This window comes from Pseudomonas sp. ZT5P21 (genome assembly GCF_054897785.1).
In genome coordinates this window covers 914,647-931,944 of record NZ_CM142705.1, presented here as the reverse complement: position 1 = coordinate 931,944, position 17,298 = coordinate 914,647, and the positions used below count along the sequence as shown (strand labels likewise).

The window sequence follows — 17,298 nt, the reverse complement described above, 5'->3', positions numbered from 1 at the left end:
TGGATTGTGCTCGACTACCGCCTTGTGAACTACACCAGCACTCCCATCTCTAATCGACCGATAAGATCTAAGACCGCATTCGCTTCCGCTCTCGTTCCTAGCATGTCGAGTGGGCGTCTCGAGCCCAGCGCACGAAGCGGCGTGATCATCCATTTTGATGTAGCGACTGAATCGCTTTCGAACAGCGCAATGTCGCGCTCGTACACAGTCATAAATGAGATAAGGCGGTCACTCTCGGACAGTGTGAGACGTCCCGTCTTCATCCTGCGGCCCAGCAAAGACCTTGATATGCCAACTCCCTCACTGAGCAACCTCATCTCGATCTGAACCAGCTTTGCTAGCTGTTCCAGGAACGAAAAAGGTAGTCCTTCACGAATGCGCTCATGAAGCGCAGAGCCCCGGTTAGGTATTCCTAGTTGTGCCCAGATGCCAGCAGGGGAAGGCGCGCCGGATTTGTACTCTTCAATGAACGACAGCATCAAACAAACGTGGTGCCGTACGCACCAGCAGGAGCTGTGAACAGCTTTTGCTGATTCAGGCACTCGCGCGCTGAGTAATCTTTGAACGTGTACGCCATGATTTCTAACATCCTAAATGCTACGTTCGCTGGGTCGGTTTGCTACCTCGATCAAGCGTGCGGTGGGTACGGCTCGGCGCACGTCTTCGATGGCGCCCTCAATTGCGTGATGTGATGAGGGGGCTTCACGGACAAACTCCAACGCCAGGTAACTGGGCAGTCCGACGCCTACCAACGCATCATCGCAGCCTTCTTCCGCCAAGCGATCTATTACCGCATCTATATCAATGTCGTCTGTCGGCAATTGGTATTTCAGAGAAAAAGTACACTCCATCTCTGGCCCTCCGTCTATGTGCTCTTGTGCTCCATCTTACAGTGTGAGGATGCCTACAACTGGCGTAGTCGCATGATGGCGTCCGTGATGCCACGGGCATTTGTGTCCAGCGTGTCCATGGCAGCAACCGCATTGTCGGCGACACTCCCCACTCCATTCTCTGAAAGCCACTTGGTAACTTCTTCTATGGCCGCTGCTAAGGCATGCTGATTGTGCAGGAGCAGTGTGAGGGCGTCCGCTGTGGCTATGTTGGCGTCTGAGTTATTTAGCATGGGTATCGTCCGTGAGTAACCGATGCGAGAAGCCTAGCTGAATTTGCCCTTGGCTGATCCACTGCTCCCGATAAGCGTGGTTAGTTTGCAGAGGATCGACGGCTCTTCATGGCAGATAACTATCGAGCAGCAGCGGATATCATTGTGAGGTGGGCACTGAGCGAGGCCGTCCACTGCTATGTTGAAGTGGCTGATTGGTTTCCCTCACCTGGGGACAGGCAAGAGCTCCTAATGTAGTTAGGTTTAGGAAAACCGAAGCTTCTCGAAATGGGCAGACTGCAAAAAAAGAAGGCCTGGCTAAAAATCGCAGTGAAGTCAGCGCCGCTCTTAGGTTCTAGCCGTCTTCAGCTCCCAGCTCAACTGGGAATGCCACGTAGAATTTCGTCACTTAGTTTTCAAGTGTTTGTCTGGACAAACCATCCAGAATCCCCAGAATCTGAGCGTCACTGAGAGCAAATTTGGGCACAAATTCCATGCCGACCGGCAAGCTATCGTGGGGACACATCAGTGCTCCCTTGCCCTCACCGAACTGCTCGCTGATGAAAGTTTTGAGGTTGCTTGGCGTTTGAGTGGCGTAGGCGCTTCGGAAGATCGACAGGTCGCAGAGCACACCTGCGAGCATTACCCAGGCGTGACCGTCCCACTTGGCTTCCACAAACTCTCCCTCATAGGTTGCCCCTGGAATGTTCCCCCGGCATTCGAAAGCATACTGGCCGTTAATCAGTAGGTCTCCGAGGACGACAACTGCGGGTATCCCTTGAGATTTGAGAATGGCAGTGAAGCCAGCACTGACCATGACGCAAGAACCAAATGATGGAGGGATCGAATCGAGCGTTTGCCTAGCGGCGCTAACGATTACATCGGGATCGGTAATCTGAAACTCTGCGTAATCGGAATAGGCCTCCGCGCCACGGTCGCGGATAATAATGTCTACTAGAGTTGAAGGCACAAAGGATCCCTTGGGCATTTATTCGACCTTGCCGGTCATTTGCATTCGTTCTGACCAACCATTGCTTCAGATTTAAATGGGGAAAGAAGCCTCTGGCGGGGGCTAGAACGGATTGGAGCCAGCGCCTATCTCGCGTTGACGTTTTCGCTCAAGATAACGCGTATGCATCATGGTCTCCCCTTGATCCTCCAGCCACTTCACGAATGCAGATACCTGAGAAACAGCATGCAGAAATTTCTCGGTAGTGATGTAGATATGGGGGCGATAGAGCCATTGCCGGCTCTCTCCATCGGCCTCCTCAATCAAACTTCTCTCTCGATCACTTACAAAAAAAGGGCTTGGCAGCTTTTGGAGCGCATCGTCAGAGTATCGAGATGTCTCGAAGATCAGTGAGTCGGGATGTTGGATGCTATTCCTCGCCAGCACGAGTTCTTCAATCAAAGCGAAATCGAATGGGCCATCCTCAAACCGTTCTGAACCATGGGCCAAGTAGAATGCCCTGTAGCCATTTGGCCATCCGCCATTTTTGAATTCTGATTTGAGTGAAGGCCCAGGAGCAGGCCCAAGCTGACGCTCCCATTCTTTGAAGTATAAGTGTAGCGACGCAGCAATCATTGATAAGCATGCGCTACCCAGCACCTGCATTGACGAATCAGCTTCTAGCCATTCATTCAAATATGCAGGCTCCCCATCTTCGCTATAGGGCGGGATGAAGGGGGCTTCCTCATTCTCAATTTTCCTTTTGCGATCTTCAAACGGGCTGACCCCATTTAGATAGAGCTGCTTGATAAAAGCCAGCCGCTGTTCAAGGAAGTGCCGAATGTCCATTTCGTTGTCCTGGTAGGTGATTGTCATTTCCGGGCCCGCACTATGATCACGGGCTCGGACGACGTTATCACGACTACGCTGGGCGGAGAGGTGCAAGTGTCTGCAGCCAGCTTCAATTCCTCGTAACCTCAGCAGAGCCTCAGGACTTGTCGGTTCTCTGTCGGGTTCCTGTCGTGTTGTGTCATCAGCAGCTTCTTCATCATGAGTCGCACTAACCATCTCATGGAGCTTAAAAATGAATACGAATACCTCGTCTGGCCAACCTCGCGTGTTGAGTCTCGAAGAATTCGCCGCTCTCATCCGCAAAATGCGGGAGGTGTTTCAGTGGTCACAGGAGACTCTGGCCGAGCTTGCAGGCTTGAACGTACGGACTGTACAACGCGTTGAGAATGCCAAGTCAGCAAGTACTCATACTCGACGTGCGCTCGCAGCTGCTTTCGAGATCGAAGACATCGACGCCTTCAACAAGCCCTTCGACATCCCCACGGAAGAGGCATTGAGAGTAGAGAAAGCCCGTATTGAGCGCGACTACATCACCTTACCGGCACTGCCTCTCTCGACTGGACACCAGCTCGCTAAGCTTGCAGAAAGCTCCACAGTGGATATTTCCCAGCCTGGATTTGAAATGCAACGTGATGCCCACGAGGTCTTTGCGTCGCTCGTGGACTATTTTCGCGACTATAGGGACTGTGCCAGCGATTACTCAGAAAGCGCCAAATTTGCTGTGTACGACGAGATGCAGGAGCTGATCGATGAACTACAAGGGCTTGAAGTATCGATTCAATATGCTACTCGCAAGGTACATCTGAAGGTGTCTGGCGAGCAGTCAGAAGCGAAGCCCTTGACTGTCCAGATGTCGTATTTAATTGCTTTCGAACGAGGTAAAGCACCAGGCGAATTTGCAGTGCAGAAAAAACTGGATTTTCCATTCTGACCGGAACTGCGACGAGAGAGGACGTTTAATCGACGCCATGCGACAGTTCGAACGAGATGATGTCCTGCGGGTTGCCGCAGGGGACACCGATGCGTTGCAAAGAGTGCAAGGACGCAAGGACGCAAGGACATTCTTAAGTGGAATAACGTCGAAGCGATGTACCGGTCTGAGAGTAACATTGAGACCAGCACGGCTTCAGATTGCATTGGCAATAACGTGGCGGCACCGAATGCCGCCAGAAACAGACCAACGTAGCTGGTGAGTTCGAACATTCGGACATCGCCTTATGCGTTCAGGCCGATCCAGCCATGAAACCCTACGTACAGACCAACACCAATGATCAACACGCTGGATAAATACGGTGCACGACGAGCCACGGTTCCCAGCCACGGCCAGCGATTGGAGGCCTGTTTAGCACCGATGGCTGCCGCAGCACCGACCGTGACTAGGGTAAGGGCCAAGCCGATGCTGAAGCACAGGACGAGCATGCCACCCAGCGCCACTTCTTTAACCTGAAGACACAGCAACAGAACGGTGATGGCAGCCGGACAAGGAATCAAACCGCCCGTCAAACCGAACACGACGATCTGGCCCGTGGTGACCTCGCGGTTGGTGAAGCGCTTGCGGATATCGTTGGCATGGGCACGCTCATGCGCATCCTGATAACCGTCAATCGACAATTCCAACCCTTCCAGTTCGGAATGCGCGTGATGGTGTTCATGTTCTTGGTATTCCAGGTCGTAATCATGGGAATGGCCGGCATGGCCCAGACTCAGGCGGGCACTGAACTCATGTGGCTCGGGAATATCGACCGTCGACTCCAGGAAGCCTTCGCGCTCGACGAAAGAGAACGATTGGGTGCTGCCGTCTGGACGGGTAATCATCAGGCGAACATCTGAGGCAGCCCAGGCATGTCCGGTCAATGTCTTTAGGCGCCAATGCGGTGGCATACCTACTTCAAAAATCGACAGTTCGATGCGCCCGTGGCCGGTATCGATTCGGTGGGTTTCATCATGATGTCCATGGTCATGCTCGCCGTGATGGTGGTCATCACCTTGCTCGAACTTGAACATCTGCTCACCGCGCCAGGTACGCCACAGCATCCAAAGCGCAATTGCGATGATCAGTGCAGAGGACGCGAGCTGGAAGTATGGCTCAGTGGTTTGTGCGTCCAAGCCTTTGCCCAGATACATCCCGCCGATAGCGACTAGCCACACTACGGCAGTGTGCGAAAGCGTAGCGGCCAAGCCCAGCAACACGGCCTGTTTAACCGAGCCACGAATGGCCACGATGAACGCTGCCATCATGGTCTTTGAATGGCCGGGCTCCAAGCCATGCAAGGCACCGAGCAGAATGGCGCTAGGGAAATACAGCCAGGCGTGAGCCCCGCCCTGTTGTAGCAGTTCAGCGAAGTTGGGCATGTCAGACCTAGAGGTATTTGGTGATTTGCTTAAAGGCTTCCAGCGGTGCGCGCTCGCCATTGCCTAGCGCCGAAACGGTGTCCTCAAGGCAGTGATCGATGTGATCCTGGATGAGCGTGCGCTTCGCCTGGCAGACCGCTTTTTCAACAGCATGCAGCTGCTGTGCGATGTCCACGCACTCGCGGCCCTCTTCGATCATCGTGATGATGCCGCGTAAATGGCCATCCGCTCGCTTGAGACGCTTGATGATCGCGTCGTGACTTTGGTGGGTGTGCGGATGGCTATGTTGGTGTTCTTGCTCACTCATGGCTTGAGCCTCGGGCCTCAATGAATTACGCCGGCATCCTATCCCCCCCAGGGGGATAGGTCAAACGTATCAAAACCCGATAAGACGAGTTTAAACCCGAACGCCATGTTCAGCAGAACACTCACAATGACGGTGGTACTCGCGTTTGTTCTTGCCATGTTTGTGGACGGGGCCGGGCGATCTCTTTGCTTTCACTCGTGGTCAGCAGGCCACGCGGGTAGGCTGATCATAAAGGTCGTATGACCTGCTCTGGAGACACATCCAACGTTGCCGTCATGGGCGTCAACCAGTGATTTGACGATTGCCAGCCCTAACCCCGCATGGTTCGTAGCGCTCTCTCTCCGTGCGGGATCGACTCGGTAAAAACGGTCAAACAGCCGGGGCAGATGCTCTACCGCTATCTCCTCGCCGGGGTTTTCCACTGACAAGCTGATCATGTCGCCAAGGGGCTCGATTTTCACGGAGATCGTACAGTCAGGTGGGGTATACCTGAGTGCATTGGACAGCAAATTTGAGATCGTCCGATCCAGCATCGTCCTGTCACCATTCACCGCGCCGTGCCCGACTACCTGTAGCTTTACCCCTGTGTCGTCTGCCAAAAGCTGGTAATACTCGAATAGTTTCTCGACGACCGAACGCAACTCAATTTTCTCTTTGGCAGGGAGAACCAGACCGTTGTCCGACTTTGCTAAGAAAAGCATGCCGTCAATAATGCTGGAAAGTCGGTTCAGATCTTCCAGGTTGGAATAGAGATTCTCTTCATAATCCTCTGGTGCACGTTTCTTTGTGAGGATGACTTCGGTATGTGTGCGCAGATTGCTGATAGGGGTACGTAGCTCGTGCGCGATATCGGCTGAAAAGTTAGACAACCGAGCAAATGACTCTTCAAGGCGAGCCAGCATAGCGTTGAACGAAGTGACAAGGAGCTCAAGCTCGCGAGGCACAGAATCCATCGGAATACGCTCCTTCAGCGATCCGGCTGACATCGAGGCCGCGACTTTCGTTACTTGTGCGACCGGCTTCAGCCCGCTGAGCGCGACCAACCACCCTAAACCTGCGCTGACCAAGGCGCTAATCGCCAGCCCGATCACTAACCACCAGCGCAGAGTTTCAACGAAATGCATATGGCTTGTGATGTCTAGACTCAGCCACGCGGTCATTGGCTCAGCTTCATTCGCCAAATGAACTTGAGCTTTCATGCCTCGGTACATATGGCTTCCAGCTGTCCACTCCCACATATCTTCCCTCGGGTCACCAGAGGAGGAAGAAGGATGTCCAACTGCATTTGAAGTCGCGAAGAACGTCTTCCCGCCCATCGCGATAATTGAGGCTGAAAGTTCCTGGTGAGCACCAAGGAGTGCTTGTAGTTGCAACACAACTTCTGAAGGGTCTGCGGAGCCAGCTTCGCCATCCATTATTTGCCGAATGGATTCGAGCTTTTCCGTCATCGCTTGACGGTCGATGGCCTTAAAGTGATGCTGACTGAACCCATCAAAGGTAAAGCCTGCTACTACCAACACGGCCACCACGGCACAGACAAACATCATGCTTAAACGGAGGGTAAGAGATGCGCGCTTCATTCTGTATCCGGAGCATCTAGCATGTACCCCATTCCCCTCGCGGTCTGAATCATCTTGGTGTCGAAATCGTCATCGATTTTGGCCCGGAGCCGACGAATCGCGACTTCGATCACATTGGTATCACTGTCGAAATTCATGTCCCAAACCTGCGATGCGATCAGTGATTTCGGCAAGACTTCCCCCCGACGGCGCATCAGCAGCTCTAACAGTGAAAATTCCTTGGCGGTAAGGTCAATGCGTCGACCTGAGCGCGAAGCCCGACGCTTCAGAAGATCGACCTCCAAATCTCCGATTTTAATAGATGTCTGGTTGGGTACGGCGGCACCACGGCGAAGCAAGCTTCTAACGCGAGCAAGCAACTCGGAAAATGCGAAGGGTTTGACTAGATAATCGTCCGCACCTAATTCCAAGCCTTTGACCCGGTCATCAACTCCGTCCCTTGCCGTCAGAAACAGCACAGGAACTGAGCTCCCGGCTGTGCGGACAGAGCGAATGACCTCCCAGCCATCCAAGCCCGGCATCATTACGTCCAGGATTAGAAGATCGTAGGCCTCATTTTGCGCCTGGCGCAGCGCCTCTGTTCCCGTCACAACCCGGTCGACACTGAAGCCAGCTTCCAGGAGGCCTTGCTGTAGGTACATTCCAATTTTGGGTTCGTCTTCTGCAACCAAGATTTTCATGCAGGGGCTCCGGTTTTGCGATGTTCTAGTGTGCTACCAATCTGACGACTGTGCGGAAGCTTACGCAAATGTAATTGCCCCAACAGCAAACAGAAAGCACGCAGTCACGACAGGCTTGGGGGCAATTCAGCGGGGGCAGCGAAGACGCGGCTTACAAAAATGTAATCGGGAACCTGAGCTTTTTGCGCTTAACCTACCTTCCATCCAGTGCGGAAGCACGACTCCTGGCCTACGGCCAGTGCATACAGCGCAACCGCACACTAAAACGTGACGAGGTGCATCGAATGTTCAAACGAAAGCTATCGCTTGCTGTGGGATTGCTGATTTGTGGGGTTGTGCAGGCAGGTGAGCCCCTCACAATCGATGTGCATCGGGACGCGAACTGCGGGTGCTGCAAGGAATGGGTCAAGCACCTCGAATCGAATGGATTCAAGGTGGTCGACCACGTGGAAACCAACATGAGCGCTATCAAGCAGAACCTGGGCGTGCCACAGGGACTCGCTTCATGCCATACGGCTGTGATTGACGGCAAATTCGTAGAGGGTCATGTCCCAGCCGATGAAATCAAGAAGCTGAATGGTCGTTCAGACCTCGCAGGAATTGCAGTGCCAGGCATGCCCGCAGGTTCTCCTGGTATGGACTACGGCCAGAATCATCAACCTTACCAAGTCCTGGGGCTCACCAAGGCAGGTGCGCAAGAAGTGGTCGCTGACTACCCCATCAGCCGATAGTCGTTGCTCAGATCTGAGCGCCCTTGGGGCCGCTCGGATCTAGCTCCTGGATCACCCTTGAGCCATCTCGATTGAGGGGCTCAATGTTCCTAGCCAAGCCACCAAGCAAACGATGACGACAGCACAGGTCGATTCGATCACCACACTTTTTTTCAAAGCAGTTGCCGCTAGAGAAAAATCACCGGCCACCACAGATCGCTCTAGTGAAGGGCTCAGGTAGAAACGATTGAGGGTAGCTAGCCCGATCATGCCCACGAAAAGTAGGATCTTCACGAGCAGGAGAATGCCATAGGTACTGGTTACGACTTCGATTACTGTCGGCCCGACAATGAAGAGATAATTAGCGACGCCAGTAACTATGATCGTACCAACAATGAATGCGCCCGCTGTTTCGAATCCCTTGAGCGCTCGCGATAGCACTCGTACCAGTTGCTCCGAATTAGCCCCCCTAATACTCAACATCAGACCAAACGCCGCGAGAGCTCCGATCCATCCGCCAGCGGCAAGTAGGTGCAGAATATCAGCGACAAAGTGCCAGAATCGCAGGGCGCCTTCATCCATCGCCCCGTGACCTGTCCATGGGATTGTCGCTAAGGCAATGCTGCCCGCAATGGTAGCGACCCAGAGACTGCCCGTCGGCCATCGCCTGTTCTGGCTTCCAGCAAAAATCACCACTGCTAGCGAGATCATGCGTGTCACCCAGCTGTAGCCGACCTCAGTCTCATACAGCATCATTTCCATGTGAGGTCGCAGCTCCGCCCAGTCGGATGCGCCGCTCATATTTTTTGTCATAACTACAAAAGCTGCTATGGACAAAAGCATACCTATAACAGCAGTGCCAGGTAGTAGCGACCCAAAATGCAACAGCGTTCCCGATACACGCTCTTTTCCCCGAAAGCTGTATAGCCCAAAGACGGCAAGACCGAAGAGGAGCATCAGATCCAAATACAGCGCGAGGCGCAGCGCCACGTTAATTGGGTCGCTCATACTTATTTCACTTTGAAGGTGACGCTGCCAGTAATCGGATGGGTATCGGACGAAACCGCTCGCCATTCCACTTTGTAGGTGCCAGTTGTGAGAGGAGAGGCCGGGGTCAAGACCATGGTTTTAGGGTCGTTACTGCCGGCCACGCTGGCTTTCACACCCATAGGAGAGTTTGGCATGCCGGGCATGTCGGTCATGATCAACTTGGCTCCGGAAAACTGGGTAACCAGGTTTTCAGAAAAGTGCAGCTCAATCTTTGCTGGGGCTGGGCCGTTCGCGCCTTCAGCTGGAGTTGAAGACACCAGCTTCGGGTGAGCCTGGGCCACTGCGGTGAGCAGAAGGCTGGATGAAATAGCGACGGCCACAACACAGGATTTAAATACAGACATGCAAGGCTCCTCACAGCGCGTAGCTGTTGTAATGAGGTTAAGTAATTATTTGGTGCCGCTTACCGTGATTTAGAACCACACCCGGACGCCAAGCACTAGACGTGCTTCGCTGCGGTCTTCGCCTTCCTCGCTGGCATAGTCAGCGGTTTTTCCATAAGACCGATTCCAAGTCACACCTACGTAAGGTGCGAACTCTGGACGGATTTCGTATCGGAGCCGCAAACCGACTTCACTCTCAGACAACCCTGAACCGACTCCACGTTTGGGATCGTTTTTGCCATAGAAATTGAATTCTGCCGTTGGTTGCAAAATCAGCTTATTGGTTAGAAGAATGTCGTAGTTCCCTTCTAAACGCGCTGCGGTCTGGCCACCTTCACCTAGATAAGCTGTGGCCTGGGCCTCGAAATTGTAGAGCGCCAAACCCTGGACACCGAAAGCCGCCCACGTTTGAGGATCTTCTGGTTTGAAGTCTTGACGAACACCGCCGACTAGATCCCACCAGGGGCTGATTGAGTGCCCCCACAATGCTTGAACTTCAGCTTTTTCAGTCTTCCCATTGGTGCGCTCGCCTTCAGAACGTAACCATAGACGATCAACATCTCCCCCTATCCAACCTTGGGCTTCCCAGTTCAGTGCGCTTCCATCGTCAGCATCCTGCCATTCCAATTTCTCAAATATAAAAAATGAGTTGAGGGCTGTGTCATGAACCGCGTGACCACCTGGGGACTTATAGACTGCGGCTCTGTCGGCATCAGTCAATTGCGGTATCGGCGTCCGGCTTTGGGTCTGCGGTTGTTGCTTGGCGGGCTGCATACCCTCCATTTTGCTGTGATCCATACCCTGCATCTGGCTGTGATCCATACCTTGCATCTGGCTGTGATCCATACCCTGCATCTGGCTATGATCCATACCTTGCATCTGGCTGTGATCCATACCCTGCATCTGGCCGTGATCCATAGTCTGCATCTGCCCGTCTTCGGTACCCTGGCTTGTTTCAGCGGCTGCGGGGAAGACAAAACCAGCGGTCAGAGCGACCGTAAACACAGCTGAGTGCATGCGAGTCCCGCAAAAATAATTGCTCATAGTCGACTCCTTATTCCTCTACACGCACTTCGCGGAACATCCCCATTTCCATGTGGTACAGGAGATGACAGTGATAGGCCCAGCGTCCTAGTGCATCGGCTGTCACTCGGTAGCTGCGCTTTGATCCAGGCGGCATATCAATGGTGTGTTTGCGAACAAGGAATTGGCCATTCTCGTCTTCAAGGTCGCTCCACATGCCATGCAAGTGGATGGGATGAGTCATCATGGTGTCGTTGACGAGAACGATCCGGACTCGCTCGCCGTATTTCAGTTTTAAAGGCTCGGCGTCCGAAAACTTCACGCCGTTGAAAGACCAGGAAAACTTCTCCATATGCCCGGTCAAGTGCAGTTCGATAGTTCGACTTGGCTCACGGCCATCTGGATCCTCAAACGTGCTCTTTAGGTCGGAATACGTCAGCACCTTTCGACCATTCTCGCGAAGGCCCATGCCAGGATCATCAAGCTTTGGCGACGTCGACATTGCCTGCATGTCGACGAGAGGATTGTTGGATTCTGTGGCTGGGTGCGACTGCATTTCTCCCATACCACTCATGCCGCCCATAGACATTTTGCTGTGATCCATCCCAGCCATGCTGTCCATGCCGGACATGTCTTGCGTAGCGCCATGGTTCATACCTTTCATGGCGCCGCCGTCCATGCCTGACATGCCCTCCATTGAGCTGTCCCCCATACCGGCCATCTTGCTGTGATCCATTCCAGCCATATCGCCCATACCAGCCATCGCGCCATGATCCATACCGGCCATACCCATGTCGGCCATGGTGACGAGAGGACGTGGGTCTAGCTTAGGTACCGGAGCGGCCAAGCCAGACCGGACGGCCAAGGTGCCTCTTGCGAACCCCGACCGATCCATCGACTGCGCAAACAGTGTGTAGGCGTCCTGAGTTGGTTCGACGATCACATCGAAAGTCTCGGCAGTGGCGATCCTGAACTCATCCACGCTCACATGTTTGACATACTGGCCATCGGCAGCCACGACAGTCATCTTCAAACCCGGAATACGGACATCAAAGTAGCTCATGGCCGAACCATTGATGAACCTCAACCTAATCTTTTCGCCAGGTTTGAAGGTGCCCGTCCAGTTGGAGTTCGGCGCGTGGCCGTTCATCAAGTAGGTGTATGTCGCGCCACTGACGTCTGCAATGTCAGTGGGATTCATCTTCATTTCTGCCCACATCTTGCGGTCAGCGACGGTAGCTGACCAACCTTTGTCAGCTACGTCATGTATGAAATCACTGACTGTGCGTTTGTGGGTGTTGTAGTAGTCAGACTGTTTCTTCAATGTTTTCATCAGCGAAGCAGGATCTTCATCCGTCCAGTCAGTAAGCATCACCACGTAGTCACGGTCATACTCAAATGGCTCGGGCTCTTTCGCGTCGATTACCAATGGGCCGTATACACCTACCTGTTCTTGGAAGCCGGAGTGACTGTGATACCAGTACGTTCCGTTTTGCTTGACCTTGAATTGATAGACATACGTGCCGTTAGGCTCGATCCCATGGAAGCTAAGGCCCGGCACACCGTCCATATTCGCGGGGAGGATAATCCCGTGCCAGTGGATTGATGTCATATCCTTGAGGCGGTTCTTGACCCGCAAGGTCACGGTATCGCCCTCACGCCAGCGCAGCTGAGGCCCCGGAATCCCGCCATTGATTGTCATGGCAGTCCGGGCATTCCCAGTGATATTTACCGGTGTTTCTCCGATAAAGAGGTCGAACTCTGTACCTGACAGGACATTAGTCTCGCCCAAGCTACGGGCCGCCCATATAGGGGTATGCCAGAGGCCTAAGCCACCGAGAATCCCGCCTGCGGTGAGACCTTTCACAAAGGTGCGCCGAGAAGTTTTGGAATGCATACCGATTCATGTCCCGTCAGTCGGATGTCAGGTGCACGCACGTTAGCGTGTTCCCGAGGGTTCACGCTTTGGATAGCTAGTGCGCTTGATACATTGGAAGATGCCATAAGCAAGCAAACGGGGTGATTACATTTGCGTAAGCTGGGCGGCTCAGCATTGATGCTTCTGCTCTTCAGCCGTGGGCTTTTCCTGTGCAATATCCTCTTGCACTTGCACTTGCACTTGCACTTGCACTTGCACTTGCACTTGCACTTGCACTTGCACTTGCACTTGCGCTTGTGGGACGGGTTTGGTGGTGGCCATTGCCGTCTCGCGAGCTCGTTCCATGCGCTCAACCGCACGGTCGCCGCCACCTTCGGCAAAGGCCAGGGACGATATAGCCAAACTGAGTGTAAGAATCACAACGTTGGTTGCTTTCATAGTGCATCTCCTTCAAGGAATTGACTCTCGATGAAACTAGAGAGTTTGAGCGTCAGCTCGATGAGGATGATGAGGGGACGCACCTGTCAGCACGCTTAGCCGGTGATTACACTTTTGACAGCACACGGAGAAACTCAACATCTGAATGATCGACGGGCGTCATAAAATTTGCCCGCACCACAGAACCGACAGCCGGCTGCATAAATTGATGTAGATCAACCGTGGCACTTCAATGTGGCGTATGTTGAAAAATCAAAATCCGCTAATCAGTACCGGAGATTCTCCATGTTCTGGTTTCGCCATCGTCAACCAACGTTCATACGCCTCGCCATCGTGCTGTGGGTGTTAGCGTTTGGTCTGGCAGCGACCCAGGGATGTCTGGCACAGCCCAGCCACAATCCGGCTACAACTCATGTCTCGCTGATCACCGCGCAAGATCACGATAGCCACGACGCCCATGCCCTCGGTTGCCTTCAGCACTGCGCCGATGCGGCAATAGCTGTGAGTCCTTCGCTCCATCTTCAAATATTTGAACTGTTCAGTTGGACGTTTCTGCTCCTTATCCCAGCGTTGCTGATTTTGTATCCCGCCAACCCCTCCGCTTTTGCCTTTCTTGCATTACGGCGCCCTGTACCGGTCAGACCTCCTGCCCGCCTGATTTTCGTCCGTTTCAACGATTAATCCGACCTTCTGCGCGCCGATCTTCGGCGCACTGTCTGACTGCGCCAACCTGGCGCGGCTTGGTATTACCTGAGTTGTCCTGACCCTTTGGAGATTGCCATGCATGCCACATTGAAATTTATCCTCGCCACCCTGCTCGTGAGCAGCCCACTTATCGCCTCGGCAGTCGATGAGCATCACCCGGAGGGGCAGACCGCGCCCGCCAAGACAAGCGAAGCAGCTACACCGATGCAAAACAATGTCATGACCGAGCAAATGCAAAAAATGCAGGCTGCACACGACAAGGCTGCCGCCGCCAAGACCCCTGCCGAGCGACACGCCGCCATGCAGGAGAGCATGAAGACGATGAAGGACAGCATGGCCATGATGCATAAGAACTGTCATGGCAAGGGCATGGGCATGGACGGCAACAAAGACGGCATGGAGATGGGAATGATGAACATGATGATGAAAATGATGGATCAGCAAACGAGCATGATGAACATGCCGATGAGCAAGTGACGCGCACAAGCCTGTAGGCAATGCAGCGACGGTTTTACTTTAGCCAATATGCCAAGGGTAAAACTGCCGCCCGTTGCACCTTTACGACGTATCACTAAACAGCACTCCCTCAGGAGTACAGAACCATGATGAATTCACCACATTCCGCTAACACCTCTCCAACATTTTGGAGGAGCAAACCCGGCATAGCGCTGGGCATGCTGCTGGTGATCGTGCTGTTCTATCTAGCAAGAGAACACTACGGCCATATGCTGGGCTTACTGCCTTACATGATTTTGCTGTTGTGCCCGCTGATGCATTTTTTCGGGCACCACCACGGTGGTCACAGTCATCACGGCGAAACCTCAGCCTCAACCAAGGATGCGAACAGGAGTTAGCTCATGCACACCCCTGAGCTTCGTCAAGAGCACGATGTAATACAGAAGTCTGAACCTCAACCCACCGGCTCCCATGATCCGGTATGTGGCATGACCGTCAGTAACGACAGCCAGTTCAGCACGGAGTATGAGGGGCAAAACTACCGGTTCTGCAGCCAGAAATGCCAAACGACCTTCAGGGCAGCACCCGAGCGTTATCGAATATCTCAACTGAAAATCGAACAAGTCCATCAGACAACAGCAGAACCGGTAACGGGTGCCGCTGAATACACATGTCCCATGCATCCGGAAATTCGCCAGATCGGCCCCGGCGTCTGCCCTAAGTGCGGTATGACCTTAGAGCCGGTGATTCCCGAATTAGAGGAGGATGAGAATCCCGAACTTAAGGACTTCACCCGGCGCTTCTGGTGGACATTGCCACTGACAGTGATCGTAACCGTGCTGGCTATGGGTGGCCATGCCCTGGTGCTGTTCCATGGCACCACGCAAAATTGGGTCGAGCTGGGATTGGCTACACCCGTCGTGCTGTGGGCTGGCTGGCCGTTTTATGTGCGTGGTGTGCGTTCGGTGATTCAGCGAAGTCCGAACATGTGGACGCTGATCGGCCTCGGCACGGCGGCGGCCTTCCTCTACAGCGTCGTGGCCACCCTGGCCCCCGATGTATTCCCCAGCAACTTCATGATGGAGGGCCGCATCGGGGTGTACTTCGAAGCGGCGGCTGTGATCATTTCACTGACCCTTCTCGGCCAGATGCTTGAACTCAAGGCTCGCTCGCAAACCTCGGCTGCCATCAAGTCGCTGCTTGGACTGGCACCCAAAACAGCCCGACGGATCAATGCCGATGGCACGGAAGAAGACATCCCTCTGACACACGTACACAGCGGCGACACGTTACGTGTGCGACCGGGCGAAAAAGTGCCTGTCGACGGTCAGGTGTTGCAAGGCGAAAGCGCTGTAGATGAATCGATGCTCACCGGCGAACCGATACCGATCATGAAGAGAGCCGGCGACGCGCTGATTGGCGCCACTCTCAACATCTACGGCAGTCTGGTGATGCAGGCGCAGAAGATAGGGTCGGCGACCCTGCTCGCACAGATTGTGCAGATGGTTGTGCAGGCACAACGCTCAAAAGCGCCGATGCAACGGCTGGCAGACGTGATTGCCAGTTACTTCGTGATCGTTGTGATTGCTATCGCCGCGCTGACTCTACTCGGCTGGGGGCTGTGGGGGCCCGAGCCAAGTTGGGTGTTCGGACTGATCAACGCTGTCGCGGTCATGATCATCGCCTGTCCCTGTGCCCTTGGCCTAGCGACACCGATGTCAGTCATGGTTGCCACCGGCAAGGCTGCTGGCAGCGGCGTATTGTTTCGCGATGCCGCCGCCATCGAAAACCTGCGCAAGATAGACATCTTGATAGTCGACAAAACTGGCACCCTCACTGAAGGTCGACCAGCGTTCCATAGCGTCGAGGCCGTACCCGGATTTACTCAGGATGAAGTGTTGCGCCTGGCCGCAAGTCTCGATCAGGGCAGTGAGCATCCATTGGCCCACGCCATCGTCGAGCAGGCTCGTGCCGCAGGGCTGAAACTGGTGACACCTGAAACCTTCGAGTCAGCCTCAGGTATCGGTGTAAGCGGTCAGGTGGAGGGTCGCCGCCTGATGCTAGGCAATACCGCGTTGATGCAGGAGGCGGGCGTTTCCACCGAGAGCTTGCAAGTACATGCCGAGACGCTACGCGGCGACGGTACCAGCATCATGTACCTGGCAGTCGATGGCGCCCTGGCGGGTTTGCTGGCTGTTGCCGACCCCATCAAACCCACCACGAAGCTGGCCGTCGAGCGTCTGCAGGCGGATGGCGTCAAGGTCATCATGGCCACTGGCGATGGCCTTACGACTGCTCGCTCGGTAGCTCGCCAGTTGGGCATCGAGCAGGTTCACGGCGAGGTCAAACCGCAAGATAAAGAACGTCTGGTGGCATCTCTGCAACAAGCCGGACACCGGGTGGCGATGGCCGGCGACGGCATTAATGATGCCCCCGCGCTGGCTCGCGCTGATGTAGGTATCGCCATGGGCACTGGCACTGACGTGGCGATGAACAGCGCTCAGGTCACCCTGGTCAAGGGGGATCTGCTCGGTATCCTGCGTGCTCGCAGCCTGTCAGTCGCAACGGTGAGAAATATGCACCAGAACCTGACCTTCGCCTTCCTTTACAACGCCATGGGTATCCCACTGGCTGCCGGCTTGTTCTTTCCACTTACCGGTCACCTTCTGTCACCGCTCATTGCCGCCCTGGCCATGAGCGTGAGCTCGGCGTCAGTGGTATTCAACGCCTTGCGTCTGCGCCAGGCTTCCATTGATTGAGTGAAACGACCGCTTGACCTTGCCATGGCAGCAAGGTTGAGGATAAGCCAACGCCGCAGAAAAGCCTCATGCG

At 54.2% G+C, this 17,298-nt stretch carries 19 protein-coding genes and 1 pseudogene; 6 read left to right on the top strand and 14 right to left on the bottom strand.

What is annotated here, in order from left to right:
* Positions 1–29: 29 nt before the first annotated feature.
* The 4 genes from ACYZT9_RS04290 to ACYZT9_RS04275 form a co-directional block, all read right to left on the bottom strand.
* Entirely contained in the window at positions 30–479 is a 450-nt protein-coding gene (locus tag ACYZT9_RS04290) for an antitoxin Xre/MbcA/ParS toxin-binding domain-containing protein (RefSeq protein ID WP_462008717.1), read from the bottom strand.
* 425 nt (positions 480–904) lie between these two features.
* Entirely contained in the window at positions 905–1,123 is a 219-nt protein-coding gene (locus ACYZT9_RS04285; RefSeq protein ID WP_462008716.1) for a hypothetical protein, read from the bottom strand.
* A 388-nt stretch (positions 1,124–1,511) separates the two neighbouring features.
* The gene (locus ACYZT9_RS04280; protein ID WP_462008715.1) at positions 1,512–2,090 is read right to left on the bottom strand and encodes a transglutaminase-like domain-containing protein; all 579 of its coding nucleotides are present in this window, start codon (positions 2,088–2,090) and stop codon (positions 1,512–1,514) included.
* Positions 2,091–2,174: 84 nt separating this feature from the next.
* Entirely contained in the window at positions 2,175–2,927 is a 753-nt protein-coding gene (locus tag ACYZT9_RS04275; RefSeq protein ID WP_462008714.1) for a hypothetical protein, read from the bottom strand.
* A 208-nt stretch (positions 2,928–3,135) separates the two neighbouring features.
* Here ACYZT9_RS04275 and ACYZT9_RS04270 point away from each other — a divergent pair, with 208 nt between their 5' ends.
* Entirely contained in the window at positions 3,136–3,834 is a 699-nt protein-coding gene (locus tag ACYZT9_RS04270) for a helix-turn-helix domain-containing protein (protein WP_462008713.1), read from the top strand.
* A 143-nt stretch (positions 3,835–3,977) separates the two neighbouring features.
* On the opposite strand, the pseudogene ACYZT9_RS04265 reads toward ACYZT9_RS04270, so the two are convergent.
* The 5 genes and pseudogenes from ACYZT9_RS04265 to ACYZT9_RS04245 all read right to left on the bottom strand — a co-directional run.
* Positions 3,978–4,106, bottom strand: a pseudogene (locus ACYZT9_RS04265) (DedA family protein); the annotation flags it as partial.
* A 12-nt stretch (positions 4,107–4,118) separates the two neighbouring features.
* Positions 4,119–5,255: a nickel/cobalt efflux transporter gene (locus ACYZT9_RS04260; protein ID WP_462008712.1), complete on the bottom strand. Its 1,137-nt coding sequence runs from the start codon at positions 5,253–5,255 to the stop codon at positions 4,119–4,121.
* A gap of 7 nt (positions 5,256–5,262) precedes the next feature.
* Positions 5,263–5,562 carry a metal-sensing transcriptional repressor gene (locus ACYZT9_RS04255; protein ID WP_462008711.1) on the bottom strand — a complete coding sequence of 100 codons (300 nt, stop codon included), beginning with the start codon at positions 5,560–5,562 and terminating at the stop codon, positions 5,263–5,265.
* 191 nt (positions 5,563–5,753) lie between these two features.
* Complete coding sequence (locus ACYZT9_RS04250) at positions 5,754–7,142, bottom strand: heavy metal sensor histidine kinase (RefSeq protein WP_462008710.1); 1,389 nt, start codon at positions 7,140–7,142, stop codon at positions 5,754–5,756.
* Complete coding sequence (locus tag ACYZT9_RS04245) at positions 7,139–7,822, bottom strand: heavy metal response regulator transcription factor (RefSeq protein WP_462008709.1); 684 nt, start codon at positions 7,820–7,822, stop codon at positions 7,139–7,141. Before ACYZT9_RS04245 ends, ACYZT9_RS04250 begins: the two co-directional genes overlap by 4 nt.
* Before the next feature lie 284 nt (positions 7,823–8,106).
* On the opposite strand from ACYZT9_RS04245, the gene ACYZT9_RS04240 reads away from it, so the two are divergent.
* Positions 8,107–8,553, top strand: coding sequence for a DUF411 domain-containing protein (locus ACYZT9_RS04240; protein WP_462008708.1), 447 nt, complete (start codon positions 8,107–8,109; stop codon positions 8,551–8,553).
* A 51-nt stretch (positions 8,554–8,604) separates the two neighbouring features.
* On the opposite strand, the gene copD is transcribed toward ACYZT9_RS04240, so the two are convergent.
* From copD to ACYZT9_RS04215, 5 genes are all read right to left on the bottom strand, one after another.
* Positions 8,605–9,540 (bottom strand): copper homeostasis membrane protein CopD, encoded by a 936-nt coding sequence (gene copD / locus ACYZT9_RS04235; RefSeq protein WP_462008707.1) that lies wholly within the window; start codon positions 9,538–9,540, stop codon positions 8,605–8,607.
* Between the two features lie 2 nt (positions 9,541–9,542).
* Positions 9,543–9,926, bottom strand: a complete 384-nt coding sequence (gene copC, locus ACYZT9_RS04230; RefSeq protein WP_462008706.1) for a copper homeostasis periplasmic binding protein CopC — start codon at positions 9,924–9,926, stop codon at positions 9,543–9,545.
* 69 nt (positions 9,927–9,995) lie between these two features.
* Positions 9,996–11,009 carry a copper resistance protein B gene (locus ACYZT9_RS04225; protein WP_462008705.1) on the bottom strand — a complete coding sequence of 338 codons (1,014 nt, stop codon included), beginning with the start codon at positions 11,007–11,009 and terminating at the stop codon, positions 9,996–9,998.
* 10 nt (positions 11,010–11,019) lie between these two features.
* On the bottom strand, positions 11,020–12,885 hold the full coding sequence (locus tag ACYZT9_RS04220) for a copper resistance system multicopper oxidase (protein WP_462008704.1): 1,866 nt from the start codon (positions 12,883–12,885) through the stop codon (positions 11,020–11,022).
* A gap of 150 nt (positions 12,886–13,035) precedes the next feature.
* Positions 13,036–13,305, bottom strand: coding sequence for a co-regulatory protein PtrA N-terminal domain-containing protein (locus ACYZT9_RS04215; protein WP_462008703.1), 270 nt, complete (start codon positions 13,303–13,305; stop codon positions 13,036–13,038).
* Between the two features lie 285 nt (positions 13,306–13,590).
* Between ACYZT9_RS04215 and ACYZT9_RS04210 the strand changes: the two genes are divergently transcribed.
* The 4 genes from ACYZT9_RS04210 (at position 13,591) to ACYZT9_RS04195 (ending at position 17,225) form a co-directional block, all read left to right on the top strand.
* Positions 13,591–13,986, top strand: a complete 396-nt coding sequence (locus ACYZT9_RS04210) for a hypothetical protein (RefSeq protein WP_462008702.1) — start codon at positions 13,591–13,593, stop codon at positions 13,984–13,986.
* A gap of 99 nt (positions 13,987–14,085) precedes the next feature.
* Complete coding sequence (locus tag ACYZT9_RS04205) at positions 14,086–14,487, top strand: hypothetical protein (protein WP_274116606.1); 402 nt, start codon at positions 14,086–14,088, stop codon at positions 14,485–14,487.
* 125 nt (positions 14,488–14,612) lie between these two features.
* On the top strand, positions 14,613–14,864 hold the full coding sequence (locus tag ACYZT9_RS04200; RefSeq protein ID WP_101209380.1) for a DUF2933 domain-containing protein: 252 nt from the start codon (positions 14,613–14,615) through the stop codon (positions 14,862–14,864).
* 90 nt (positions 14,865–14,954) lie between these two features.
* A complete protein-coding gene (locus ACYZT9_RS04195) occupies positions 14,955–17,225 on the top strand; it encodes a heavy metal translocating P-type ATPase (protein WP_462008701.1) in 2,271 nt (756 codons plus the stop codon).
* Positions 17,226–17,298 lie beyond the last annotated feature (73 nt).